The 26,048-nt window shown below is 34.4% G+C and carries 24 protein-coding genes and 2 pseudogenes; 25 read left to right on the top strand and 1 reads right to left on the bottom strand.

Going from position 1 to position 26,048, the window contains the following annotated elements; translation table 11 throughout:
* Entirely contained in the window at positions 1 to 357 is a 357-nt protein-coding gene (locus BBF96_RS08895) for a hypothetical protein (RefSeq protein WP_127016817.1), read from the top strand.
* A gap of 520 nt (positions 358 to 877) precedes the next feature.
* Here BBF96_RS08895 and BBF96_RS08890 read toward each other — a convergent pair.
* Positions 878 to 2,305, bottom strand: coding sequence for an IS110 family RNA-guided transposase (locus BBF96_RS08890; RefSeq protein WP_164730977.1), 1,428 nt, complete (start codon positions 2,303 to 2,305; stop codon positions 878 to 880).
* A gap of 628 nt (positions 2,306 to 2,933) precedes the next feature.
* Here BBF96_RS08890 and BBF96_RS08885 point away from each other — a divergent pair.
* The 24 genes and pseudogenes from BBF96_RS08885 to BBF96_RS08760 all read left to right on the top strand — a co-directional run bounded on the left by BBF96_RS08885 (position 2,934) and on the right by BBF96_RS08760 (position 25,843).
* Complete coding sequence (locus BBF96_RS08885) at positions 2,934 to 4,061, top strand: RHS repeat-associated core domain-containing protein (RefSeq protein WP_127016815.1); 1,128 nt, start codon at positions 2,934 to 2,936, stop codon at positions 4,059 to 4,061.
* A 9-nt stretch (positions 4,062 to 4,070) separates the two neighbouring features.
* On the top strand, positions 4,071 to 4,520 hold the full coding sequence (locus BBF96_RS08880; RefSeq protein WP_127016814.1) for a hypothetical protein: 450 nt from the start codon (positions 4,071 to 4,073) through the stop codon (positions 4,518 to 4,520).
* A gap of 301 nt (positions 4,521 to 4,821) precedes the next feature.
* Positions 4,822 to 6,198 carry an RHS repeat domain-containing protein gene (locus tag BBF96_RS08875; protein ID WP_127016813.1) on the top strand — a complete coding sequence of 459 codons (1,377 nt, stop codon included), beginning with the start codon at positions 4,822 to 4,824 and terminating at the stop codon, positions 6,196 to 6,198.
* Position 6,199: 1 nt separating this feature from the next.
* On the top strand, positions 6,200 to 6,556 hold the full coding sequence (locus BBF96_RS08870; protein ID WP_127016812.1) for a hypothetical protein: 357 nt from the start codon (positions 6,200 to 6,202) through the stop codon (positions 6,554 to 6,556).
* A 509-nt stretch (positions 6,557 to 7,065) separates the two neighbouring features.
* Positions 7,066 to 8,265 (top strand): RHS repeat-associated core domain-containing protein, encoded by a 1,200-nt coding sequence (locus tag BBF96_RS08865; protein WP_127016811.1) that lies wholly within the window; start codon positions 7,066 to 7,068, stop codon positions 8,263 to 8,265.
* A gap of 12 nt (positions 8,266 to 8,277) precedes the next feature.
* On the top strand, positions 8,278 to 9,483 hold the full coding sequence (locus tag BBF96_RS08860) for an FG-GAP repeat domain-containing protein (RefSeq protein ID WP_127016810.1): 1,206 nt from the start codon (positions 8,278 to 8,280) through the stop codon (positions 9,481 to 9,483).
* A gap of 521 nt (positions 9,484 to 10,004) precedes the next feature.
* Positions 10,005 to 10,541, top strand: a complete 537-nt coding sequence (locus BBF96_RS08855; RefSeq protein ID WP_127016809.1) for an RHS repeat-associated core domain-containing protein — start codon at positions 10,005 to 10,007, stop codon at positions 10,539 to 10,541.
* Entirely contained in the window at positions 10,525 to 11,160 is a 636-nt protein-coding gene (locus BBF96_RS08850; RefSeq protein ID WP_127016808.1) for a DUF4225 domain-containing protein, read from the top strand. The genes BBF96_RS08855 and BBF96_RS08850 overlap by 17 nt, the downstream gene beginning before the upstream one ends.
* Positions 11,150 to 11,518 carry a hypothetical protein gene (locus tag BBF96_RS08845; protein WP_127016807.1) on the top strand — a complete coding sequence of 123 codons (369 nt, stop codon included), beginning with the start codon at positions 11,150 to 11,152 and terminating at the stop codon, positions 11,516 to 11,518. Before BBF96_RS08850 ends, BBF96_RS08845 begins: the two co-directional genes overlap by 11 nt.
* A gap of 721 nt (positions 11,519 to 12,239) precedes the next feature.
* The gene (locus tag BBF96_RS08840; RefSeq protein ID WP_164730976.1) at positions 12,240 to 13,373 is read left to right on the top strand and encodes an RHS repeat domain-containing protein; all 1,134 of its coding nucleotides are present in this window, start codon (positions 12,240 to 12,242) and stop codon (positions 13,371 to 13,373) included.
* Positions 13,352 to 13,564, top strand: coding sequence for an RHS repeat-associated core domain-containing protein (locus tag BBF96_RS08835; protein WP_164730975.1), 213 nt, complete (start codon positions 13,352 to 13,354; stop codon positions 13,562 to 13,564). Before BBF96_RS08840 ends, BBF96_RS08835 begins: the two co-directional genes overlap by 22 nt.
* A 1,133-nt stretch (positions 13,565 to 14,697) precedes the next feature.
* Positions 14,698 to 14,877 (top strand): hypothetical protein, encoded by a 180-nt coding sequence (locus BBF96_RS17430; RefSeq protein ID WP_418655020.1) that lies wholly within the window; start codon positions 14,698 to 14,700, stop codon positions 14,875 to 14,877.
* Positions 14,878 to 15,015: 138 nt separating this feature from the next.
* Positions 15,016 to 15,249 carry a hypothetical protein gene (locus tag BBF96_RS08820; RefSeq protein ID WP_127016804.1) on the top strand — a complete coding sequence of 78 codons (234 nt, stop codon included), beginning with the start codon at positions 15,016 to 15,018 and terminating at the stop codon, positions 15,247 to 15,249.
* 268 nt (positions 15,250 to 15,517) lie between these two features.
* The gene (locus tag BBF96_RS08815; RefSeq protein ID WP_127016803.1) at positions 15,518 to 15,709 is read left to right on the top strand and encodes a hypothetical protein; all 192 of its coding nucleotides are present in this window, start codon (positions 15,518 to 15,520) and stop codon (positions 15,707 to 15,709) included.
* Positions 15,710 to 16,752: 1,043 nt separating this feature from the next.
* A complete protein-coding gene (locus BBF96_RS08810; RefSeq protein WP_127016802.1) occupies positions 16,753 to 17,460 on the top strand; it encodes a nucleoside/nucleotide kinase family protein in 708 nt (235 codons plus the stop codon).
* A gap of 365 nt (positions 17,461 to 17,825) precedes the next feature.
* Entirely contained in the window at positions 17,826 to 18,533 is a 708-nt protein-coding gene (locus tag BBF96_RS08805) for a CPBP family glutamic-type intramembrane protease (RefSeq protein ID WP_164730974.1), read from the top strand.
* Positions 18,534 to 18,752: 219 nt separating this feature from the next.
* Positions 18,753 to 19,370 (top strand): annotated as a pseudogene (locus tag BBF96_RS08795) (metallophosphoesterase family protein); the annotation flags it as partial.
* 386 nt (positions 19,371 to 19,756) lie between these two features.
* Positions 19,757 to 20,149 carry an HIT family protein gene (locus BBF96_RS08790; RefSeq protein ID WP_127016799.1) on the top strand — a complete coding sequence of 131 codons (393 nt, stop codon included), beginning with the start codon at positions 19,757 to 19,759 and terminating at the stop codon, positions 20,147 to 20,149.
* 928 nt (positions 20,150 to 21,077) lie between these two features.
* Entirely contained in the window at positions 21,078 to 21,719 is a 642-nt protein-coding gene (locus tag BBF96_RS08780; protein ID WP_127016797.1) for a glycoside hydrolase family 5 protein, read from the top strand.
* A 142-nt stretch (positions 21,720 to 21,861) separates the two neighbouring features.
* Positions 21,862 to 22,425: pseudogene (locus BBF96_RS17425) on the top strand (AAC(3) family N-acetyltransferase); the annotation flags it as partial.
* 12 nt (positions 22,426 to 22,437) lie between these two features.
* Positions 22,438 to 23,001, top strand: coding sequence for a flavodoxin family protein (locus BBF96_RS17420; RefSeq protein WP_257792019.1), 564 nt, complete (start codon positions 22,438 to 22,440; stop codon positions 22,999 to 23,001).
* Positions 22,998 to 23,297 (top strand): YciI family protein, encoded by a 300-nt coding sequence (locus tag BBF96_RS08770; protein ID WP_127016795.1) that lies wholly within the window; start codon positions 22,998 to 23,000, stop codon positions 23,295 to 23,297. Before BBF96_RS17420 ends, BBF96_RS08770 begins: the two co-directional genes overlap by 4 nt.
* Positions 23,298 to 23,480: 183 nt before the next feature.
* Positions 23,481 to 24,224: a biosynthetic peptidoglycan transglycosylase gene (locus BBF96_RS08765; protein WP_127016794.1), complete on the top strand. Its 744-nt coding sequence runs from the start codon at positions 23,481 to 23,483 to the stop codon at positions 24,222 to 24,224.
* A 1,214-nt stretch (positions 24,225 to 25,438) separates the two neighbouring features.
* A complete protein-coding gene (locus BBF96_RS08760) occupies positions 25,439 to 25,843 on the top strand; it encodes a GNAT family N-acetyltransferase (protein WP_127016793.1) in 405 nt (134 codons plus the stop codon).
* The last annotated feature ends 205 nt before the right edge of the window (positions 25,844 to 26,048 follow it).

Below are 26,048 nucleotides of genomic sequence, written 5' to 3'. Positions count from 1 at the left end.
ATGAGAAAAATTAGGAAAAAATTTACCTGGAGACTTCTACTTAAAAATATGGGTATTTCTATATTAATGGTTGTTGGTATGGTTATTTGGGTTGGGAAATCGGGATTAGAAGATGGTCATTTAATATCAGTGATAGAATATATGAGCATAATAATAGGTTTAACAATTGTTTTAACAATTATCCAAACTTTAACACCAAATTATTTTGTTGGACAGTTTTTTGGATTAGTTTTAGCTATAGTATTTATAATTGTATGGTTAATTGCTTATATTATATGTTTTAAAATTTTTGGGATAAATATATTTGAAATATATTTTGATGTAAACAGGATGAAATTTATAATAAAACCCCATTGAGATATAAAATGTTTCTAAATCAGGTAAGAGGATTAAGAAAACAAAGACAAGTTGTTTAATAATGTGAAAAAGATTTTAAAGGCTGTTGGCAGAAATCTAAAGGTCAACAGCCCTTTTTGTATTCGGCCTGCATGTTTGCTGAGCAAAAGAAGCTCTGTTTCTTGACCAGCGTGAAGACAACCTATAAGCAAGGGCTTTACTGGTAATAGTGAGGTATAAAGGATTATATAGTGATATAATGATAAAACTGCAAAAAGCTAATTTTGAGCGAAATAGAAATTTTTCGTCAAACCATCTTAGTGAGATTTCAGTTGAAATAAGGCCTCATCACAGACTGCGGTGAAAGTCAAGAGGTAATTGAGAAAAAATTCAAAAGAAATATTATCCTTAAATAATATATTTTGCCACACCAATAACACAATATTCTCAGCCACCTGAATTAATAAAATTTTAGTCTGAAAAGTCTTCGTAGGTCTTGACTACTTACCTAAAAAATGTTATTTTTAAGGTAAGTGAAGACCTACGTGTTGACTGCGTAAACTAATGCGTGTTCCAGCTTTGGCTGAGTTCGTGTGTATTTTGCAGCAACACCTAGTGTCTTCACTTTTTTTGTTGAGTTTTTCTGTGCTGCGACAGGTATTTTTTTGGATTTTTCTTCTACTATTTCAGGAGTCTGATTTTCAATCACCTCCTTTTGTCTAAGTTTATGCTCTTTTCTTTCCTCTGGCGAAAGGTAGAGTTGGTTTTTGGATAATAGAGCATAAACTAAACGTACTAGTTTGCGAGCTGTAAGTGTCAATGCTCTTTTATGTGGATGGCGAGATGTTTCTTTAAACTTGCGTTTATAATATTCACGATACTCAGAATTATGTTTTATCATCGATTGGGCAGCTTGAATGAAGTAATAGCGAAGATAAGCATTTCCAGTTCTGGTCAAGGGAGTAAGATCGCCAGTGAAGTTGCCTGATTGAATTTTTCTCCAGGTAAGACCAGCATATTTGGCCAGTTGAGCCTGACCAGGGAATCGGGAGATGTCGCCAATTTCAGCAATTATACCAGCAGCCAGAACAGGTCCAATACCAGGTATTGAGAGCAAAGGGTTTTTAAATTTTTTCATTAATTTTGAGATTTTTTTATTTAAACGGTCTATATGTTGTTCGATTAAATTCAATAGCTGTAAGTTTAGTTTGATGATAAAGTGTATCTGTTCAGCTAAGATGTCAGGGATGGAGAATGAATGTTTTGCAGTTTGATTAACCAGAATAGATTTTTGTTCAATATCCCGGAAATGATTTTTGCTGGACGAAGCAAGCATGTTTTTAAGTTCATCGATAGGTACTTCGGCCAATTTTTTTGCAGAGTGGAATTTTTTCAATAGATTTTTGGCTGTGGTACCAAACATATCGGAAAAAGGTTTAACCCGATTCCATTCACTGAAGGTCAGAAACAGGAGTGAACAGGTATAATTTTTTAATTGTGCTTTTGTTTGGCACAAAAAGAAGCGGTATCTGGTAAGGCGTTGTAGAGCTAGATATTTAGCATCAGTTGTTTGTGATTCAGGCAACCTGCCAAAACGGAGGCGATCTGCAATGACAAAAGAATCTTTAAGGTCGTTTTTATCCATGTCAGTATAAGCTTTACGAAAATTACTGATGAGTTTAGGATTAAGACTCAGTATTTCGACAGAATAATTTTTAAGTTCGTTTGATGAAGCAAGAGTATGGAACAAGGGAAACCAATAAGAAGATGTAGCTTCCATACCAATGGTGAGTGATTCAAAATTTCCTTTGTCCATGATAGATTTAAGATAGTTGATCATATCCATAGTGCCTGGCAAATTGTTGGCAAAGCGTTTTGATTTACTGATAAAATTACCATCAGCATCCAGGCATTGCAACTGGTTTTCTTTTAAGCTTACATCAATACCGACAAAGAGTTTGTTAGACAATGTAATTACCTCCTATGAAAGTATTTTGTTGAATTAGGGGAATTAGGGGTCCTGGCATCCCTGACAAGTTCAACAACCTCGCCAGAATTAGAATTCAAAGAAACAAACTGCGAGTCAGAAGTACCTGTCAGGGTAGGGGATACAATCTGTGAAAGAAGTCACCTGAAAGAGGTGCAACAAGGATGTGTAGTATTTCCCCTAATTCCTATTGAGAATTATGCCGGACGAACCCTAATTTGTAAAGATTTAGTTTTAAAATTACCTTAACAAAAATTTTAACAATATTTTTAGAAGCATGAAAACCTTTGATTTATAAGGTTTTATGCTATAAAACTTTGCTTAATTTAATTATATACGAGGATGTGATGAGCTAATCAAGGGCCAGGAGGGTCCTTTGATTAGGGAGCCTTATTTCGACTGAAATCGAACTTTAGATGGTTCGAAAAATTTCTTTTGGAGCGAAAAATTAGCTTTTTGCAGGTTTATCATTCAATATAATCTTACAAAAGTAAAAAAAGCAAGTTTCATTTATGCTCATGGCAGACAGATTTCGAGAATAGAAGGAATAGTTGGAAGTGATGCAGAAATTATATATTACCACCATGATAATCTTGGTTCAACCCGACTTATGACAGATGGTAAAGGACAGGTAGCCTGGGAACAGGATTATCTGCCATTTGGTGAGGATTTGTATAAACCGGGAACAAGTGTAGTAGATTTTGCTATAGATGCTAAGTATAAATTTACAGGGCAGAGGCAGGTTATAGGAATAGGGTTATATTACTATGGAGCAAGGCATTATGATCCTGAGACCGGGCGGTTTATTACAGAAGATGTTTATCCAGGAAATCTGATTAACCAACTAAGTCAAAATCTATATATCTACGTATTGCAGAATCCATTAAAATATGTGGATCCTACTGGACATATGGCAAATTTGACAGCTGGTACTGGAGGAATAACTTCGAAAATCACTGATGAAGATATTGAAAGGCTCAAAAAAATTGTTGAAGAAGATGATAGACTAACAGAAGAAGAAAAAGAAGATTTAAAGGATACGTTTAATCAAATTAAGGCGAATAATACAGAAATAGAAAATCCAGATATAAAAAGAATAGTAGAATTGCATATAGAAGGAAAGATAAGCATTGATGCTTATTATATTGCTGTTGAAAGAATAATACAGGAAACTGGAGATATACAGAAGTGGCAAGAATATATATGGCCTTCTTGCAGAAAAGTTTCAAATTTAAATTACCTGGATTATGATTTATCTAATTCTATAAAGACTGAACTTACCGAATTATATGCAATTATAGCAAAAGCGTTGGGGGCAAATGCTTTTGATAGGGTTGGTACTATAATTGCCGAAAAAGGAAAATTTGTTGGTACAACGTATAAGATTGTTGGTTTTGACCCTGTATATGGAGATATAATTGAACCAGTAAAAGTAGAAGTTGATACTTTTAAATTTTTAAGAAAAGCTGGCTATTTAGTTACAATAACAGATTTTGCTTATAATGAATATAAAATTATTCTTGATTCAAATCTAACTATAAGCCAAAGAATTCATAAAAGTATAGCAGAAGCTGGATTTACTGTTATTGATGTTGGAGGAGGAGTTATAATAACCGTCGGTTCTGGATTAATAAGTGGTCCTGTAGGTGTGTTAGTAGGTTTCAGTGGTTCAGTTTCTTTTTCGATTTGGATTTCAAATTTAAAAAATAGCTATTATGAACACTATAATTTAAAATGAGGTGGTAGCATGAAGAAAGTATATCAACTTAGTTTTACTATAAAATTTGGGCTCGTAGTAGTTACAATTATATCATGGTATTCTATGTTTTTGAATATTATTAAAGATTTTAAAGGAATTTGGTTAGTATTTTCTTCTTTGATAGTTACCTACGTTACTTTAAATGCCTTTTATCAAAAAATAATCTTAGATGAGAATGGAATTAAAGCAAAAGTAATTGGATATGCGTGGCAAAAATATTTAAACTGGGGTGAAGTAAGAACAATAATATGTGAAGAATACTTTGGAGTTCCAATATATATTTTGGTTCCCCAAAGAGGTAGAGCAATGTATTTGAGTGGATTTAAAAATATTGATCAACTATTACTTGATATTTATAATTTTGCACCTCATGTTATTTTACATCCTAATGTAAAAAAACGTATAGAAAAAGCAAAAAGGAAAGAGCAAAATTCTTAAAAAGTATTGTCATTAACCTCCATCAGTTTTGATGGGGGTTTTTTGTTCGCCCGGCATGTTTCCTGAGCCAATGAGCTGAAAGAAGCCCTGTTGCCTAACCAGGGGGAAGAAAACCTGTAAGCAAGGGCTTTACTGGTAATAGTGAGGTCTAAAGGATTATATAGCGATATAATGATCAAACTGCAAAAAGCTAATTTTGAGCGACATAGAAATTTTTCGTTAAAGTATCTTAGTGAGATTTCAGTCGAAATAAGGCCTCATCACAGGAAGTGATGAGCTAATCAAGGGCCAGGAGGGCCCTTTGATTAGGGAGCCTTATTTCGACGGAAATCGAACTTTAGATGGTTCGAAAAATTTCTCAAGAAGCGAAAAATTAGCTTTTTGCAGTTTTATCATTCAATATAATCTTACAAAAGTAAAAAAAGCAAGTTTCATTTATGCTCATGGCAGACAGATTGCGAGAGTAGAAGGAATAGTTGGAAGTAGTGCAGAAATTATATATTACCACCATGATAATCTTGGTTCAACCCGACTTATGACAGATATAACAGGTAAGGTAGTCTGGGAACAGGATTATCTGCCATTTGGTGAGGACCTGTATAAACCAGGAACAAGTGTTGTAAATTTTGAAGTAGAGACCAGGTATAAATTTACAGGGCAGAGGCAGGTTATAGGAATAGGTTTATATTACTATGGAGCAAGATATTATGATCCTGAGACCGGGCGGTTTGTTACAGAAGATATTTATCGAGGAAATCTGATTAACCCGCTAAGTCAAAATCTATATATCTACGTATTGCAGAATCCGTTAAAATATGTGGATCCTTCAGGATATATGGCGAATTTAACAGCTGGCACTGGAGGAGTAACTTCAGAGTTAACAGATAGAGATATTGAGCGGTTAAAAGAGATTGTTAATAATGATGATAGATTAACTGCAGAAGAAAAGCGGGATTTAAATAATACATTTAGCAATATTAATAGGAATTTAAAGAAATCAAATACACAAATTATAGACCATCCAGATCTGGCGAGATTAACGAATTTATATTTAGAGGGTAAAATTTCTTATGATGCATATCTTATCGCTTATGAAAGAGTTGCAGGAGAATTAAAGGACAAAAATATAGAATGGAATGTAGATATAAATTGGTTAGCTTTGGCTGATGGAACTGTAGTTTTAATTTCTGGACTTGGTCAAATTACTACTGGAGTTGGTCTAATTCTAACTCCTGAGGCTACTACAAAAGTTATTGGAGGGTATATTTTAGTTCATGGTTTTTTTAATTCTGCGCAAGGTATCGTAATAATTGGTAAAGCTTTTTCAGGTGGTGGGGAAGTACCTAATAAATTACGCGAAAAATATAAAGAAATATTTGGTTTGAAAGGTGAAATTACCTATTTAACTATCGACATTGGTATAAGTCTTTACGGAACGGTATCAGCAATTTCTGAAATAAGGGAATATTATCGACTTAAAAAAGGTGGTGTGTTAATAAAGAACGTGCGATATGGATTTGGAGAGAAGATATTACCATTTCCAGGTAGCTTAATAAGTAAAGGAAAACTTATATTTAATTTTGTAGGGCTTACTAATGATATTCCTGCATATAGAGGAACGTTAAGAGATTTGGATTATAGTATTAGAAATTACTCAAAAGAAGAGAAGGGAGATTAAGATGAGAAAAATTAGGAAAAAATTTACCTGGAGACTTCTACTTAAAAATATTGGTATTTCTATATTAATAATTACTGGTTTAGATATTTTAGACTGGAAAATGGGATTAGAAGATAGCCATTTAATACTAATGGTAGTGTATATAAGTGTAATAATAATTGGAACAGTTGCTTTAACGTTTGCTCAAACTGTAACGACAAATTATTTTGTTGCACAGTTTCTTGGATTAGTTTTGCTTATAGTATTGATAATTTTTTGGTTTATTGTTTACATTATATGCTTTAAAATATTTGGAATAAATATATTAGAGCTATATTTTGATTTAAACAGGATGAAATTTATAATAAAACCTCATTGAGATATAAAATGTTTCTAAATCAGGTAAGAGGATTAAGAAAACAAAGACAAGTTGTTTAATAATGTGAAAAAGATTTTAAAGGCTGTTGACATAAATCTAAAGGTCGACAGCCTTTTTTGTAATCTGTTTTTTGTTCTCACAATCATTAATGATAAAACTGCAAAAAGCTAATTTTGAGCGACATAGAAATTTTTCGTTAAAGTATCTTAGTGAGATTTCAGTCGAAATAAGGCCTCATCACAGGAAGTGATGAGCTAATCAAGGGCCAGGAGGGCCCTTTGATTAGGGAGCCTTATTTCGACTGAAATCGAACTTTAGATGGTTCGAAAAATTTCTCTTGAAGCGAAAAATTAGCTTTTTGCAGTAAAATCATTCAATAATCTTACAAAAGTAAAAAAACAAGTTTCATTTATGCTCATGGCAGACAGATTTCGAGAGTAGAAGGAATAGTTGGAAGTGATGCAGAAATTATATATTACCACCATGATAATCTTGGTTCAATTCGACTCATGACAGATGGAACGGGTAAGCTAGTCTGGGAACAGGATTATCTGCCATTTGGTGAAGACTTGCATAAGCCTGGAACAAGTGTGGTGGATTTTGAAGTAGAGACCAGGTATAAATTTACAGGGCAGAGGCAGGTTGTAGGAATAGGGTTATATTACTATGGAGCAAGGTATTATGACCCTGAGGCCGGGCGGTTTACTCGTGAGGATGAGTATCAAGGAGATATTTTCATACCGCAGACATTGAATCTGTACGTATATGTTCTAAATAATCCGTTAAAGTATTTAGATCCGACAGGAAATAAATATGAATTTGTTTCAGGAACTGGATATTTAGAAATTACTACATTTGATTATGAGATGGAGAAACTCATGAAAAATAGTCGAATAGGTTTCTCTTTTCTGCCTCAAACAGATTCGCTCTCTATTGTTCCAGGATTACAGGATGAGTTTAGAAAATTTGTTATTGGAATACAAGCTAAATTAGAACTGGAACCATATTTTGATATTGAGACGTACTATAAGATAATGGATAAGTTTATTGCTGATCCATCAACTGTTAGTGAATTAGATATTGGAATGGCAATTTATTATGTTAGTATGTATGGTGAGAATACAAATATTCAAAAATATAAGGATGAAAAACTTAATAGATTTGACCGTGAAATAATAGCCTGGACAAATTACTGGAATAGGCGATTAAAAGGTGTAAAGAACTATATTGCACTTGATCCCAATCTTGTAAAAGCTGTTATGTATCAGGAAAGCAAGGTAGGCACTTATGGTGGAGCACGGAATGGAATTGCTGACCCTATGCAAGTATTGGATAAAGATAATCCGGCTTTAACAGTTCTCGCTGGAAAAAGAACTGAAGGAAGATTGTATGGGATTCCCAAAAGTGGATATGGTTTAGCAAGATTAATTAACGAGAAAAAACTTCAACCTAACCCAATGGCGAGTGTGGCTTTAGGAGTTCGATGGTTGGCATATAAAATACATTGGACAGGAATATGGCATAAAGGTTATAAGCAAATTTATTTTGGAGTATTACATTATAATGGAAATATTAGTACAAATACTCCAAATGGTAGACAACATCGTTATAATTATGCAATGCAAGTTATGGAACTTTATCAGACAGGTATCTATTGGTGGTGGAATAAAAAAGGTGAGTTTGTCAGTGAAAAAATATTTGATTATTGAGGAGGGGTTTTAATGCAGAAAAAAGTAGTATATTTTTTAGTAATAATGTTACTAACGATGTCAATTAGTTGTATAGCAGAGAGGAATTATCAAATTAAAAGAATCGCTTCAATAGGTTATTGGCCAACAGCATTTTTTCAGGCAGGAGATGTTAATGGTGATAATATACCTGAGATAATTTACCATTTAGATAATTTTCTTAATTTAAAAGTAAATTCATTAATAAATGAACCTGTGGAAATTTTGGATCAAATAGATTCTGGAAGTTCTACTAGTGTTGAAATAGCAGATTTAAATGGTAATGGGATTAATGAAATTATAGTCGGGCAGGATTCTTTTCCGGCATATTTTGGTACACCATATTTATATGTTATAGAATTCAATGGAAAAGAGTATAAAAAAATATGGCGAAGTTCAGAAATAGGAGATATTATTAAAATGTGGCCATTAAATGAGAATGGTAAACTGAAGTTTATTGTTTATGTTTATAGAGATGAGAAACCGAAGAATATTGAAAATATAATGTATATTCTGGAGTATACAGATGATTTTAAAATGAAAGGCCCAATTATTTTGAGTGGTCCAATTGTATATGTAGGAAAAATTAATGATGAGAATGAGAATGGAATAGTTGTTTTAACGAAAGAAGTCAGTTCAATAGATTTAATAAGGTATGAAGCGACAGACTATAGAGGAAGTAGATTATTTAACTATATAATTCCAAAAGTTTTCAAATTAGAAGGTGATAATCTGGTTGAGAGTTCAGAAAAAGTACCTTTGCTTGAAACTCAGATATGGGGGTGGTTAACATTAGATTTAAATAATGATGGTAAATTGGAATATATAATAGGAACATTTGATAATTTAAAGCCGTGTTTTAAAATATTTGAAGGAGATAAGTTAGTATATAAGTCAGATGTTCTTACTACAAAACATCAAAAATGGAGACTGGACTTAGCTGTAGGTGATATAGAGGGGGATGGAAAAAGAGAGGTAGTAATGACATTTGGATATAAATTAAGTTATACAGATGATGGTTATCAATTAAGTGAGGATTTTAAGGATATTTTTGATACCTATCCAGCAATTTTTCAAATAGAATTGGCAGATGTAGATAATGATGGAAAAGATGAGATATTATTTTTAGCCGGTTCGCAAGATGAGTATGAATTTTTAATGGATTATCAATCATATTTATATATGTTAGATATAGAATAATTTCAGGTTTAAGGAATTAGGCAGTTGACCTTTTAACTTTGTCAATAACCTGGATAAATTAGATTAATTTACCTCTTAATCAGGTAGATCAGATGGATAAGAAACAGCGTTTGAAGACCTGCTTAAATGCCAGGCTTTCAGACGCTGTCTTTTTAATGTTTTATATAACCTGCAAAAAGCTAATTTTGAGCGACATAGAAATTTTTCGTTAACCATCTTAGTGAGATTTCAGTCGAAATAAGGCCTCATCACAGGAAGTGATGAGCTAATCAAGGGCCAGGAGGGCCCTTTGATTAGGGAGCCTTATTTCGACTGAAATCGAGCTTTAGATGGTTAGAAAAATTTCTTTTGGAGCGAAAAATTAGCTTTTTGCAGTTTAATCATTCAACAATCTTATAAAAATAAAGAAAGCAAGTTTTATTTATGCTCATAATTGACAGATTGCGCGAGTAAAAGGAATAGTTGGAAGTGATGCAGAAATTATATATTACCACCATGATAATCTTGGTTCAACCCGACTTATGACAGATAGAACAGGTAAGGTAGTCTGGGAACAGGATTATCTGCCATTTGGTGAGGACTTGCATAAGCCTGGAACAAGTGTGGTGGATTTTGAAGTAGAGACCAGGTATAAATTTACAGGGCAGAGGCAGGTTATAGGAATAGGGTTATATTACTATGGAGCAAAGTATTATGATCCTGAGACCGGACGGTTTATTACAGAAGATGTTTATCGAGGAAATCTGATTAACCCGCTAAGTCAGAATCTATATATCTACGTATTGCAGAATCCATTAAAATATGTGGATCCTTCAGGATATATGGTGAATTTGACAGCTGGCACTGGAGGAATAACTTTAGAGTTAACTGATAAAGATATTGAGCGGTTAAAAGAGATTGTTAATGATGATGATAGATTAACTGCAGAAGAAAAACTGGATTTAAATAGTACATTTAGCAATATTAATAGAAATTTAAAGAAATCAAATGCACAAATTATAGACCGTCCAGATCTGGCGAGATTAACGAATTTATATTTAGATATATTTAGAGGGTAAAATTTCTTATGATGCATATCTTATCGCTTATGAAAGAGTTGCAGGAGAATTAAAGGACAGAAATATAGAATGGAATGCAGATATAATTTGGTTAGCTTTTGCTAATGGAACTGTAACTTTAATTTCTGGAGCTGGTCAAGTTTTTACTGGAATTGGTTTAATTGCAGTTCCTGATGCTACCGTTACAAAAGGTATTGGAGGGTATATTTTAGTTCATGGTGCTTCTAATTCTATACAAGGTATTATGATAATAGGTAAAGCTTTTTCAGGTGGCGGGGAAGTACCTAATAAATTACGTGAAAAATATAAAGAAATGTTTGGTTTGAAAGGTGAAATTATGTATTTAAGTATTGACTTTTGTATAAGTTTTTATGGAACGATGTCAGCAGCTTCCGAAATAATGAAATATTATCGATTTAAAAAAGGTGGCGTGTTAATAAAGAATGTACGATATGGGTTTGGGGAGAAGATATTACCATTTCCGGGTAGCTTAATAAGTAAAGGAAAACTTATATTTAATTTTGTAGGGCTTACCAATGATATTCCTTCATATAGAGGAACGTTAAGAGATTTGGATTATAGTATTAGAAATTATTCAAAAGGAGGGAATGAAGATTAAGATGAAAACAATCAGGAAAAAATTTACCTGGAGACTTCTACTTAAAAATATTGGTATTTCTATATTAATAATTGCTGGTTTAGATATTTGGAGCGGAAGATCGGGATTAGAAGATGGTCATTTAATACCAGTGATAGCATATATAAGCGCAATAATAGCTATAACAATGGCTTTAACAATTGCTCAAACTTTGACAACAAATTATTTTGTTGGTCAGTTTTTTGGGTTAGTTTTAGTTGTAGTATTGATAATTTTTTGGTCAATTATTTACATTGTATGCTTTAAAATATTTGGAATAAATATATTAGAAATATATTTTGATGTAAACAAGATGAAATTTATAATAAAACCCCATTGAGATATAAAATATTTCTAAATTAGATAAGGGGATTAAGAAAACAAGGACAAGTTATGTGATAATGTGAAAAAGATTTTAAAGGCTGTTGACATAAATCTAAAGGTCAACAGCCCTTTTTGTATTCGGCCTGCATGTTTGCTGAGCCGATGGGCTGAAAGAAGCCCTGTCTCTTGACCAGTGGGAAGATAACTCGTAAAAAGGGCGTTGCTGGTAATAGTGGGGTCCAAAGGATTATATAGCAATATAATGATAAAACTGCAAAATGCTAATTTTGAGCGACATAGAAATTTTTCGTCAAACCATCTTAGTGAGATTTTAGTCGAAATAAGGCCTCATCACAGGATGTGATGAGCTAATCAAGGGCCAGGAGGGCCCATTGATTAGGGAGCCTTATTTCGACTGAAATCGAACTTTAGATGGTTCGAAAAATTTCTTCTGGAGCGAAAAATTAGCTTTTTGCAGTAAAATAATCTATGTATTACAACATCCAATGAAGTGTATAGATTTAACAGGGAATATGTATATAAGAGATAAATGTGGAAAGTTGGTTTTGTAAATGGATTAAACACAGTTATTATAAGAATTGATAGACAAAAGTAGGAATAATATATGTAAAGATTTGAAAAATATTTTGATATTGAATTCAACTATAAGACATTGGATTAATATAGAAAAGACCCATATAGAATTCCTTGCCTGGAATTACAAATGGCGATTGTTTATGTCAGTATATATGAGAGAATACCAAGTAGCTGAAGTAGAAGGGACTTTCTATGGAGAGAGGACAGGCTTTTTAGGGTTAGCAGAAGAGGATATATTTGGAACATTAAGTCTAGTTGGGCCAGAGGATTATTGGGTTAAGTTTGATTATAAGGGTAACAGTATTGGGGTTGTTTTAGTTGAAAAAGCTTCTATAGGAAAGATAGAATTAAAGCCTGCCCCAGAAGTACTTGAACATCGGGTTGAAAAGAATACTTTAAGTGTTTACTATAGTCCCGACAACTTTACTTTCTATAAGTTACCTGAAGATCAATGGTATTTTGAGAAGGATGAAGATGGAGATATAACAATTATATTTGAGGAACCTGTAGAAGCGCTGGCATTTAAGATTCACTCTAAATTTGATGACCGTGATATGTACTTTGGCTTTGTTGATAAGTCAGAGTTTTATGGTGACTTACGTAATATGGTTAAAATTTATCAGAGAACAGATGGAGCACGTTTGGAGTATGATTATGATGCAGGAGGAAATAGGATAGCTAAAAGGACTATTGTTGGCAATACAGAAGAGATAACTTATGAGTACTATGGAGGCAGTAATCGATTGAAGAAAATGACCAACAATAGAACAGGAGAGAGTTTCTACTATGTATGTGACGAGAATGGCAATTTAATTGAGAAAGGCAATCAGTTTACAGTAAAAGAGGATAGAAGTGTAGAATTTGTCAAGGAAGGTTTTGATGTTGAATATTGGCAGTATGAGTACACGGTAAGAGATAGGTTAAAGGCAGTATATCGGAATGGCAAACTACAGGCTAAGTTTATCTATGATGCAGATGGAAACAGGATTTGCTCTGAAACAGAAGAGGAAGGCAATATCAATTATGTATTCAATTATGCAGGTAAAGTAATTTATGAAGATAATATTTCAGAAGGAAAGAAGGTTTCTTATATTTATGCATTTGCCCGTCCAATAGCGAAAGTAGAAGGAATAGTAGGAAGTGATGCCGAAGTTTACTATTACCACCATGATAATCTTGGTTCAACCCGACTTATGACAGATAGAACAGGTAAGGTAGTCTGGGAACAGGATTATCTGCCATTTGGGAGGAGTTGTATAAGCCTGGGACAATAAAGAGACCGATACAGAAAGCAGAACCAGGGTTTAAATACACGGTCCAGAGAGAAGAAGTAAATATTGGGCTGTATTATTATGATGCAAGATATTATGACCCAGAGACCGGACAGTTTATTCGTGAGGATGAGTATAAAGGTGATTTAGTCAATCCACAAAGTCAGCACCTGTATATTTATGTATTGGTATAGCTTTCTGCAAAAAGAGCACTAAATAAAAACCAGTGTAGATAAAGCTTTTATTTAATTAGAGATGATAGTATCTCTTCCCCGACTACGGTTGCTATTGTTACGGACATACGGCTCCGCTTTATTTCGCTCAAATTACTCTTCGGGTGGTTTCATATGTTTGCGAAACGTTAGGTGTAATTGTGCTGGGCTAGATATAAGCTGAAAAAACTTTTGGGTTTAAAAAGGTAGCGTCAGATAAAGAATGTGGATTCTCTAAAAAAGGAAGTAGAAGGTGTAACTTAATCTTAGAAGAACAATTATATGAATATTAATTTTAGAACATTTAAATCAGATTTTTTTGACCATTTGTTTGATCATTACAAAAATAAGGTGAGTGGTTTTCAATTAGAAGTAATCTTTTCTAATAAGAAAACCATTCAGTATTATCAAAGGTTAGGATTTACATAGATAGATAATGAATATGCATTTAGTGAAGCTACCGGAAAGGGGTTCGTATGAATCGACAGGATTTGAAGAAGAAAATTAGAGTAACTGCCGAGATATTTTTATATGGAACGGCTATATAAGCCCGGTTGATCTATTGATCAAAATTCTAAAAAAGGTTATGAAGATTGGTGGTGAAGGAAAATACCGTATTTAAAAATGGTTTGTTCGGGAAACCTCTCAAAGCTAATCGTAATTATGAAGGAATTAAGAAAGTATGCTACCAAAGAAAAAGTTACGTTCGTCATGGACTGTTTATAAGGAGTGGGGAAAAGGCAAGAAGATTCAACTGCGTTTTAGTAAATCTGGACATCCTAAGATAGAGAGACTTATGCCACTCATTACCATGGTTCAAAAAAGGGTAAGCAAAATTCGTAAGTTGGGAGTTTAAATGACCGCCCAACTACATCTAACATGTGTACATCTGCTCGGATTTCATCCGACACCTTTCGGGGACATTTGGCTTCACCAAACGTCGGACGGTGCGATGTATGTTAGGTAACATATACAAACGTAATACAAAATAGATTTAAAGGAGGATAAAGTATATGAATAAAAAATTAATGGTATTATATTCTAGTATAATATTATTATGGTGTATGGCAATTGTTTTGATTGTTAAAGCAACAGATTTTAATTTGAAGGAAACTATTAAAGACTATGTTGTTGGATGGGGGACGCTAGCATTAATTAATGCTGGATTAGCACAAGGAAAAAATAGATCAGGAATCAATTGGTTTATACTATCTTTAATAACAGGACCAGTAGCAACACTATTATTAGTTTTAAGTAGCAATGAACCAAAGCAAGAAGAAACTTCAGATATATAAAAGGAAAAAGCTATAGATTCCAAAGAATTAGGTACTCTAAAAACCGCCCAATTACATCTAACAAGCGATATCCGCAAGGGGCTAATGCCCACATTCCTTTTTTATTTTAAACATAGAGTGCGAAAGGGGTTTGGTAATGTGAGTAAAAAAGTATTTCAAGTCATATCTATTGTTATACTTATTGTTGGTTTAATTATCATGTTTAACAGTATTACATGGGGGAGCAATTCTGCAAATGCATACTTAAGGGCACATGGCGGAGGTATGGATACAGCAATGTTTATGGTGGTTTTTCAGGAGTACATAAATATATATAAGTTAGTTGGAGGAATATTGGTGGTTATTGGTGGATTAGGTTTTTTAAGAGTGTAAAGTTACCAGAAAGGGTTATACCTTCAGGAGGTAGTAGGGTGTAATACTAGTTTATAGTGTATTGTTTGAATGTGGATAGTCTTAAAGATATTGAAAATGCTAGGGTTGCGAGCGCAGAGGTATTGTTGTTTCAGCGTTGTCCGCCTAGAGGATACCCGGGCATGAGCGGAGACCTGTAAGCTTGCAGGCGTTGGGAAAACGACACCGATAATCCGACATCGCTCGCTGCGCTCGCCGTCCGATTATCGGGCTACCAGCCTCAAGGGGCATGGCGCCTTGTTTAACAGAAGATTTAAGAACAAAAGTTGAGAAAAAAATTTTAGCAAGTGAAAGTCTTGAAATTAAAGGTGAATTTATTTTTGATACAAAGGGGTTATCAAAGAAAGAAATATTGGAGCTAAAACTGTTTATTACAGATATAAAAGTAATATCAGAAAAAATGATAAATATTGAAAAATAAATATAGATATTCGTAAATTAAATTGAGGGTGTGTTATTGTGAAAATGGCACTTCCTATAACAAAATATTCACGTGCCGCCGCAGTGGCGGCTTGGTCGCCAGAAGATATATGAAGATAATTCAAGGAAGTTAGTTCACTTATGCAGAGAAGAATATTCTGCGACACACCCTTTCGCTAACCGGGTCGGCATTCCCGAGCTTAAGATAAAAGCTATCTAAAGCTCGGAAACGCCTGTAAGCTCAAGGGCGTCGTGAATATTAAACGTTATGCGCCATTTAGGTCAAAGGTTAAGGAGGTGTCTTAGCATGAGGAAACGAGAAGTTGCACAGTTAGCATGCAAGATACTAAGTATATATACTGTCATCTATGCATTAGGTTTGATGAGTACAATAGGTTTTTCAATAGTGACAGTGCTTGAAAGACAATCATACTGAAGAGATTGGATATTTGCTTTTATACCTTTTAGTTTGTTTATAGCATTTGCGTTTTTTCTATGGTTTAAATCAGAATGGATTGCGAGTTTAATGATTCTGGAAGATAGTTCATCAATAGACAGTATATCTGAGGAAGACTTAGGTGTTTCTGCTTACAGTTCTCAGGTTATAGCGTTTTCTGTCTTAGGTTTGTACCTTTTAGGTCATGCTATACCCATGATACCTAACTACATATTTCTTATATATAATTCATGGAAAGAAGAAGATGATATATCCAGCATTGTAAATATTAGTATGTTAATCAAAGTTGCTACTCAACTAATTCTAGGATTGTATTTCTTCTTTTATTAGCACAAAGTTGCAAAGTTATCTAATTCTTTTAGAAGAAACAAGGTAAAAGGAATAGAAGATATAAACAATAAATAAGTCTTGGTAATCCTATGCCAACGGCGTATAACAAGGCATTCAAGTTAGTTGAGATGAAATGAAATTTTAGTTAGGTTACAATACACCCGTTCGCCAAGGGCAGTCGCCCTAGGGCTCACGGGCGTCTTGAATGCCTGAACGCTAGGTGAAATTAAATGCTATAGTAAGTTGAGGTGAATATAATGAGATTTGAAGATTTAATAGAATATATATGTGGTCAGATAACGAGTATAAAAGCGGAAAAGCCTTTGCTTATAGCAATAGATGGAGTAGATACTTCAGGAAAAACTACCTTGTCAAAACATATAGTTACAAGCTTGAAAAATAAAGGGTATTCTATTATACAAGCTTCAATTGATGGATTTCACAACCCAAGAGATAAAAGGTATAGATTAGGTTCTAAATCGCCAGAAGGTTATTATAGAGATTCGTTTAACTATGATGCTTTAATACAGTGTCTTCTAAACCCACTTAGCGAAAAAGGAAACAGGAAGTATATCACAGCAGTCTATGATTTCAAAACAGAATCTGAAGTAGAACAAGAACCTAAAATAGCTACAGAAGATTCTATCTTGATTATGGAAGGCGTTTTTTTGCTTAGGTCAGAATTGTATCAATATTGGGATTACAAAGTATTTCTACACGTTGACTTTGAGCAAGTTATTCAACGTGCAAAAAAGAGAGATCAATACTTGTTTGGGTCAGAAGAAGAAATTGAAATACGTTATAGAAGTAAGTATATACCAGGTCAACAAATATACTTATACGAGTCAGACCCATATGAAAAAGCAAGTATAGTAATTGACAATAATGATTTTAATAATCCAATAATTGTTGAGACAAATGACGAAATTGAGAACCTAAGGAGAAAAGCATTTAACTTTACCTAACACAGTTTTCCCACTGCGCTACCTATGGCAACTTGGGTGCAGGGAGTAAGGTTTTCGGGTATGCCAGCACCACATCCCCTCGCCAACCTAGTCGGGATAGGAGTTATCTAGGGCTCAGGCATCGCTTGTAGGCTCGGGGACGTCGGGAACACGATACCGTTAGATGACATGCTAATGTGTGATGGTAATTGAAATATTGATTAAAGAAAGAGAGGAATCAAGAAATGAGAAATGCTATTATAAAAAGATATAATAAGAATAATTTCAAGAAGTATTTTATATACACCATATTTTTGTTCACCATATTTGTTTTAATATACATAATTTCCATCGTTTATACACTAAGTAAGCAGGATTTTAGATTTATGAATAGAGCCTGGACATGGACAGAGTATTATATATCTTGTTTTGCTTTAATAGTAATTTATAAGAAATTTAAGGATTTGAGTTTAAGATATATTGTGCTTGGAATATTGTTATCGGGTATAAGTTATTTAAGTTTTATTCAACGAACAGACATATGCACAGCAATAATAGGAACTATTGTAACATTTATCACATTTCTTGGGGGTAGTTTATTATCGGGTGAAAGTAATAGAATCAAATCATTACTCATATTACAGAACTATAAATCATTATTTAAGTCATTTTTAATAGGTGTTATAGTTGCAATTCCTTTTGCATTAATAAATTACATTTATTTTAGACTAACTTTAGGTAAGGCTGAATGTATGAATATATTTAGTGCAGGTTTTTTAGCTCTAGAACCAGCAATTTCTGAAGAGATTGTATTTAGGTTTTTTACTATGAATTCTTTATTTTATTTATTAAATGGGAAGGTTGAAAAGAAATACTCTATTATAATTAGTTTTTTCTTTGGTATAATACCACACAGTTTAATTCACTTTCCAGAATTATGGATATATAATATACCAGGTGCTCTATTTATGTTAATATCTACAAGTTTGTTATTTGGATTACCGATGGCATTTTTGCAATATAAAAGAAATTTAGAAACTGCTATTACATTTCATTGGTTTATTGATTTTATAAGATTCTTTGGAGGCTATTGATGATATGGACTTCGCACGTCATCTAACAGCGAGTATCCGGCTACGATTTGCTCCGCTAAAATTCGGCAAAGCCGAACTTCGTATGTCCGCAAAACGTTATCTGACATTGTAAACAATATGAGACTAGCTGTATTGGTTGACATACATGCCAACATATTCGCACTAGACGCAGTTCTTGAGGATATGAGACAGTAAGGCGCTAATAATCTTGTTTTTCTTGGGGATCTAGTAATGATAGGTCCTGAACCTGCTGCTGTTTTTAACTCTATTAGAAAATTAAACCCAATATGTTGGAGTAAGGGCAATACCGATATGTGGTTTGAGGAAATAACGGAATCTTGGGTGCCAAAAACACCTCGAGAACGAGAATTATTTGAGTATTATATATACGCAAAAACAAAGTTTTCCCAAGAGGCGATAACATTTTTCACAGAATTGCCATTTAAAAGTTCCATTAACTATAAAGGCGTTAGTATACTTTGCGTTCATGGTTCACCACGTTCTGTTTCTGAAGTTATGGACCATCGTACTAAAGATAGTTTTCACATGATGGTTAGTGAGGTTAAAGAAGATATCATTTTATGTGGACATTCTCATATACCTTTCATCGGTGAAGCAGCAGGAAAACGAATATTCAATGTTGGAAGTGTGGGGAGACCATTTGATGGAGATAATCGAGCATCATATGGATTATTGGATTTTACAATGGGAAAGCCTCAATTTATAATTAGGCGTGTTAATTATCCTTTGGACGAAACTATTAGGTTGGCTAAGAATTCTGATTCCCCCAATTTAGAGAAATACGAATATTCTCTTATACATGCAACTTTTGTTTGAAGCAACGTCAGATAACAATGTGTTCACGCTGCGTCGCTACGCTCCTTGGGTGCGGGAGTTTAGTTATCGGGTAAGACTGCACTACATCGTCTCGCCAACCGGGTCGAAGTACAGACACTAAGGCTCGAATTTCACCTGTAGGTTTAATGATGTCGGGCCGCCAGCCCCCAAAGGGGCATGGTGTCTTGTTCGCGCAAAGTGCTCGTGACGTCGCCTATTAGACGGTTCCCGGCTGTTGCTCAATGTTCCTCCGGGGACACTTCGGAAGCCGGCGGCTCGTTATACGCCATTTTCACATAGCTGTAAACAGTTTCTTTATATATTAAAGTTGAAACGTGATAACTCTTGTAAACAAAAAACTAGTATTTCACTGGAGGAGTAAACATATGAAAGAGTGTCCATTTTGTTTTCCAGAAATTGATCAAGAACAAAAAATTGTTTTAACTAATGAACATTGTATGTTTTTGCAAAAACCACAACAAGTTTTAATAGGTTCAGGAGTTATTGTGCCTAGGAAGCACAGGGAAACTGTATTTGATCTCACACCAGAGGAATGGAATTCAATATATGATTTATTAATAGAAGTTAAAGAGTATCTTGATAAAAAGTATAACCCACAGGGATATAATGTCGGTTGGAATGTAGGTAGAGTAGGAGGTCAAGAGATATTTCATGCACATTTACATGTTATACCGAGATATGAAGATGAACCACTAGCAGGGAAAGGTATAAGATTTTGGTTGAAACAACCTGAAAATAAACGTAATAACATTGATTAATAATATAATGTTTCTGAATCCCTGGTGCAAAATCAGAGAATTTTAAAACTAATATTTCATGGTAATATCCCGGGACTAACGATAAAATAAATTCAGTGGGAGGGAGTTACCATGCCTAAAAAAAGATTTACACTAGAAGAAAGATGAATATTGGGCATGAAAGCTTACATGGCAACCGGGCCAATCCGGTATGGCACAGCGATATTACCTACATATCCGTTGATAGAGGCTTTTGCTGTTTTATTTCTGCATTTGACAAATACTTACGAAAGATAAAGATTATATATTATATATTAGTTTTTCAAGATACGATTTTGGGTTGAGTTTTCAGAAACAATGCAGTTAACTATTTCTCAAAATAAATAACTTATGGGCATCCTGGTTTGTACATATCATGCTTCGCTCGGTCGCTTAACAGCGATAAAAGGGAAATCAAAGATTTCCCAAAGTTGCCTTTAGCAACTTCTTTTATCTGCAGGACGTTATACGCTATCACTAATAAGAGGAGAGGAAATAATGATTAGAAGGATATTAAAAGGCTTGTCCATCTTTCTGGTGGTAACTGTTTTCTTACTATCTTGGTTTTGGTAGTAATCCGCTCCGAACACGGCAAAATACTCCTCCCAGTAAAGCATACAAGCCGATTTGAAAGCGACAACACCTCCTTTTTCCCAACCAGGCTACAAGCTCAAGGCAATCAAATCGTTAACGGTGTAGGCACACCTGTCTTGCTTAAGGGTCTTATGCCTCCTGACCCCGCAAAACTGCATAGCAAAAATAAATTCAACCGTTACTTTTTTATCAAGATAAGCGAAACCGGTACAAATGTGATTAGAATTCCCGTCTATCCAGAGAATTGGGTGCGTGATCGAGACTACCTCTGGCGTTATCTAGACCCCATTGTGGCCTGGGCAGGTAAACTAGGTATGTGATTATTGACTGGAACTATATAGGGAACGTGGTCACAGGTGCAGGGCCGCAAATGCCTGACCTCGATGTCCAGCCTAAAGAACTAACCCTGGAATTCTGGCAACAGACTGCAAATTACTTCCGAGATACCCCAAACGTTATCTTTGAGATTTTCAACGAACCGCAAAACATTACGGCCAGGGACTGGCATAGTAACGTCGCGGAGATTGTCCAAGTTATCCGGGACCAAGGAGCAGACCAGTTGGTGATTGTGGGTGGAATAGACTATGGTAAAGATCTTTCCTGGGTCAGGGAAAATCCGATAGCGGATGACAACGTCGCTTATGCCGCGCACATATACCCAGCCCATCCGAGCTACCTCTGGCCACACTTCTTTGGTGAAATCGCCGAAATATACCCAGTTTTAATAACAGAATGGGGTTTCATGGATGAGAACCGTAATACAAATCAATCTTACCTCGCGGGTGACCAGGCCACCTATGGAGAACCACTCCTAGAATACCTCGACATCCATCATATCGGATGGGTAGCCTGCTGGTATGACAATGATTGGTGCCCACCTATGTTTACGCAAGATTGGAAGGACTATACTCGATACGGAGAGTTTGTAATGAATCAATTGAAAACATCAAGAAAATGAAGGAATGCACATTTCAGGAGTTTGATGACAGCGTATAACACGGGTTTGCGGCTCACTTCGTTCACCCTGCTTCACAGCTTTGCCAATCTGGAAAACGTTATACAACAGGGCCATCAGGGTCAAGGCAAAGAGGTCTTTATGGATGAGCGAAGAACAAGTAGTGCAAAAAATACCAATATTGCGTACACGCCAAAGTCTTGCCAAGGATTTAAAACAACTTGGCTTGGATAAAGGGATGATAGTTATTGTACATTCTTCGTTGAGTTCACTGGGGTGGGTTTGTGGTGGTCCAGTTGCAGTAATTCAAGCTTTGATGGATGTTGTTACATTTTCAGGTACAATCGTGATGCCGACTCAATCTACAGATTATTCCGATCCGGCTTTGTGGAGTAATCCACCTGTCCCACAAGAATGGTGGCCTATTATAGGAGAAACGATGCCTGCTTATGAACCAAATATAACACCGACAAGGGGTGTGGGAATAATAGCTGAAACTTTTCGTAAATGGCCGGGTGTATTGCGGAGTTCACATCCAGCATTGTCATTTGGAGCATGGGGAAAGTATGCTGAGAAAATTATAAAGGATCACTCATTAGATAATGGCCTTGGAGAGAACTCGCTACTTGCACGTATATATGATTTGGATGGATGGGTGTTGCTACTCGGAGTTGGATATGATCGTAATACATCATTTCATTTAGCAGAGTATGGTGTATTAATAATTTGTGGCTCCCCAAGGAAGGGTGGTAACACAGAGTTATTGCTATCTTTTTTTGAGAAGGAATTGCAACAACATGGTATTCAGACAGAGTTTACCACCTTAGCAGAGAAAGAGATCAAGCATTGTATCAATTGTGACAAATGTATAGATACCAATAAATGTATTCAAAAAGATGATTTCAACAATATTTACAATAAAGTTCTGGAAAACGAAGGGCTTGTTGTTGGAAGTCCCGTTTATGTTGGCACACCAACTTCTTTACTCATGGCTTTTCTCCAAAGGTTGACTTATGTTTCATGGAATAATAATCGTCCTCTTGCCAAGAAAATTGGGGGTCCAATTGCTGTCGCTGGAGAAACCGGTCAATTAGCCACTATTAATTGCTTGATTGACTTTTATCTTGTGAATGAAATGGTTATTCCTAGTTCTTACTATTGGAACGCTGGGGTTGGTTGTGGTAAAGGTGATATTCTTAATGATGAAAAAGGCAAATCATATGTTGTTAAATTTGCCCAGAACATGGCATGGTTAATGAAAAAATTAGAGGAGGAAGTTAAATGAAAAAAGGTGATAAACTTTTCGTTAGAATAGACTATAGAATTGAAGGGACTGAATTTGGGCCAACTGACTTTGACGATCATATCAATTATATAAAGGATATTGCGTCTGAAAGGTATTGTATTGGCGGAGGATTTTGCAATAAAGATGGTGGTATGATTATTTTTGAAGCTAAAAATTTAGAAGAAGCGAAACAAATTGCAGATAATGATCCTTTAATGAAAAGGAATTTATATAAGTATGAATTATTCGAGTGGGATTTAGTAGTTCTTTCTAAGGAAATACAGAAGAAAGCGTGAAAAAGTTGAATACTATTATGGTGCCATTTTAAGAATAAATGGGCTGGTACAGGCATATAACCTTGTATACACGCAGTGTCGTTACCCTCCTTGGGTGCAGTGGGTAAGGTTTTAGGGTAGATCTGCAGAAATCGCAGGGGGTAAATGCTATATTCACTTAAATAAACTTAAGGAGGATGAAACGTGGAAAAGAATATAAAGAAAAAAAACCGGATATCTCTACTAAGGGTAGTTATTACTATCATAGTAATGTTAGTAATTGGCATTATCCTTTATTATGGAATGATTATTATTGAGGCCAGAAAACAAACTCCAGAAATAGTACGAAATGCTTTAAATTCAGAAAATATTAAATTAGATTTAAGTGATTTATCTAAAGAGCAAATCAAAATTCTATTAATGGTAGAGGATCCAAATTTTTATAACCATAATGGAGTGGATTTAAGAACTCCAGGTGCAGGAATAACAACAATAACACAAGGGTTAGTAAAAAAACTATATTTCAGGCAATTTAAACCCGGAATCAGTAAAATAAAACAAACTCTTATTGCTAGATACGCTTTGGATCCGTTAGTTCCTAAAAATGAACAACTTAAACTCTTTATTAATCTAATCTATCTGGGAAAAGTTAATGGGAAACCCGTTTATGGGCTTTATGAAGCGGCCAAACAATATTATAATAAATCTGTTTCTGAGTTAAATGAAGATGAATATATATCAATAATTGCCATGATAATTGCGCCAGAGACATTCGGTATTCAAACAAATCCTGATGCAAACAAAAATAGAGTAGAACATATTAAGAAATTGATTTCTGGTGAATATAAACCTAAGGGATTAATGGATTTGTATTATGGCGGAAAGACTTATAGAAATCATAAAAGTGGTTTCAAAAAGTTTTTAGACAGATTGATTTGGGGTTATTAACATGATGTCAGCAGGAACTTTGTATAACAGTGGATACCCGGCTTCGCTTCACTGTGCCCAAATCGCCTCGTTAACCAATTTGGCTTGCCATTAGCTCACCCTGCTATGAATTGTCAGCCATGGTATTTCAAAGTGTTAGAAAATGAAGATAACTTTCTTGTTTAAATTGGCAGACACGCACTTATATTGGTGAAAAAGAAGTGAGGCACATTAAGTTAATGCAACAAGATGATAATCAGGATTAGCAAATGTAGGTTAATTTGTAGAGGAGTGTTCACGAAACAAGTTCGTAAATACTCTGCCTTAGAGTGGTTTTTACGAAACATGAAATACGTTATATGAAATATTCCCATTATAGGCAGGATGGAGGTAAAGACATGTATTATGCTGGCTGGATTCGATATTTTGTTCATAAATGAGAATATACACTTTTTATTTTTCCCTTTATTTAGGATTCTAATTTTAATGGCAATAAATCCAGTATTAGTAATTTTACATTCTCCTTTTTTATTTATAGCTGATGTAATCTTGAGAGTCAGTCATATTCTAATTAGTTTACAAGAATATTATCAAATTAAGCATTTAATAAATTGAACTTTGATACTTCATATAACAAGATATTTCCGTGACGCTGTCGCTACCCTTCGGGATATTGTCTTTGTTATGCCTATTGCAATTAAGAGTTTTGTTTTGGATAGGCAAAAATCACGCCGACCCTATCGGGACCGTCAACGTCGGTTAAGTGGGCATTTTCTCAAGAAAATATCAAAAAGATAAAGGCAGAATGTTTAATTAATAACATTGGTTCAATAAAGATATTAAAGATATTATAAAAAGTAGGTTTGATTGAGATAAAAAGAGATAACCAAATGATATATTGGGAAGGTGTAAATCCTAATTATAAAGATTAGCTTACATATTTATATATTAATACTTTAAATTTAAACTAGAGTATTTTTTGGGCATGGCGCATAACAAAGTGTTTACGCGAGGGTGTGCGGAGCAAGTTTTTGGAGCAGTTCAAACGCATCACATCGCCTTACCAGGTGCAAACATTAGCGGTTCGATGATTTCGCAAATATGTAAACGTTAGATGGCAAACAGTTTAAAGGAGTATTAATAATTATGAAAAAGAAAATTTTGATAGGCAGCATATTGTTATATTTAATGATTATTGGATTATCAATATTATGCAGTAAAGGAGAGATGTTAGTGTGATTGAATACAGAACGACAATAGAGGGTTTGTCTCCTGATGAACTAAAAGGCTTTTTTGTTGGATGGAAAAAACCTCTTACAACGGAACAACATTATCAAATACTTAGAAATAGCAGTTATGTTGTGTTAGCATATGAAACAGGAAAATCAAAAGTTGTAGGTTTTATAAATGCATTAAGTGATGGGGTTTACTTTGCATTTATTCCGATGCTTGAAGTATTACCGGAGTATCAGCACATGGGAATTGGTAGCAGACTTATGGAGATGATGTTAGAGCTGCTTAAGCACATAACATGTATAGATTTAACTTGTGATATTGAAATGCAAAATTTTTATAAAAAATTTGGTATGTTTAAATCACATGGTATGATTATTCGTAAATATATTAATCAAAACGGTTAAAGTAGTAGTTGTACATGAATAATGATATCGTTTTGCTGATAAAAAACCCGGCCGAAAGATAAAAATTTATCCAAAAAATCATGGGTAGTGTGCAGACTTTTTAAACTGCATTTATCCATGATTTTTTTAGTTTTAATTATAGGATGATGGAGTGAAAGTGTAAGGAATAAGAGAAAATGGTTTGATAGAACACTCGAAATGATGA

Origin of the sequence: Anoxybacter fermentans, assembly GCF_003991135.1 — a bacterium.
Classification (GTDB): domain Bacteria; phylum Bacillota; class Halanaerobiia; order DY22613; family DY22613; genus Anoxybacter; species Anoxybacter fermentans.
This window is presented reverse-complemented; position numbering and strand designations above follow the sequence as displayed.

Excerpts from the sequence above, each read along its gene's own strand:
- BBF96_RS08855 (WP_127016809.1), top strand. The coding sequence starts at position 10,005 with ATGACAGATAGAACAGGTAAGGTAGTCTGGGAACAGGATTATCTGCCA.
- BBF96_RS08815 (WP_127016803.1), top strand. The coding sequence starts at position 15,518 with ATGGCGCCTTGTTTAACAGAAGATTTAAGAACAAAAGTTGAGAAAAAA.
- BBF96_RS08770 (WP_127016795.1), top strand. The coding sequence starts at position 22,998 with ATGAAAAAAGGTGATAAACTTTTCGTTAGAATAGACTATAGAATTGAA.
- BBF96_RS08870 (WP_127016812.1), top strand. The coding sequence starts at position 6,200 with ATGAGAAAAATTAGGAAAAAATTTACCTGGAGACTTCTACTTAAAAAT.
- BBF96_RS08840 (WP_164730976.1), top strand. The coding sequence starts at position 12,240 with ATGTCAGTATATATGAGAGAATACCAAGTAGCTGAAGTAGAAGGGACT.
- BBF96_RS08860 (WP_127016810.1), top strand. The coding sequence starts at position 8,278 with ATGCAGAAAAAAGTAGTATATTTTTTAGTAATAATGTTACTAACGATG.
- BBF96_RS08810 (WP_127016802.1), top strand. The coding sequence starts at position 16,753 with ATGAGATTTGAAGATTTAATAGAATATATATGTGGTCAGATAACGAGT.
- BBF96_RS08845 (WP_127016807.1), top strand. The coding sequence starts at position 11,150 with ATGAAGATTAAGATGAAAACAATCAGGAAAAAATTTACCTGGAGACTT.
- BBF96_RS08865 (WP_127016811.1), top strand. The coding sequence starts at position 7,066 with ATGACAGATGGAACGGGTAAGCTAGTCTGGGAACAGGATTATCTGCCA.
- BBF96_RS08885 (WP_127016815.1), top strand. The coding sequence starts at position 2,934 with ATGACAGATGGTAAAGGACAGGTAGCCTGGGAACAGGATTATCTGCCA.
- BBF96_RS08895 (WP_127016817.1), top strand. The coding sequence starts at position 1 with ATGAGAAAAATTAGGAAAAAATTTACCTGGAGACTTCTACTTAAAAAT.
- BBF96_RS08880 (WP_127016814.1), top strand. The coding sequence starts at position 4,071 with ATGAAGAAAGTATATCAACTTAGTTTTACTATAAAATTTGGGCTCGTA.
- BBF96_RS08805 (WP_164730974.1), top strand. The coding sequence starts at position 17,826 with ATGAATAGAGCCTGGACATGGACAGAGTATTATATATCTTGTTTTGCT.
- BBF96_RS08790 (WP_127016799.1), top strand. The coding sequence starts at position 19,757 with ATGAAAGAGTGTCCATTTTGTTTTCCAGAAATTGATCAAGAACAAAAA.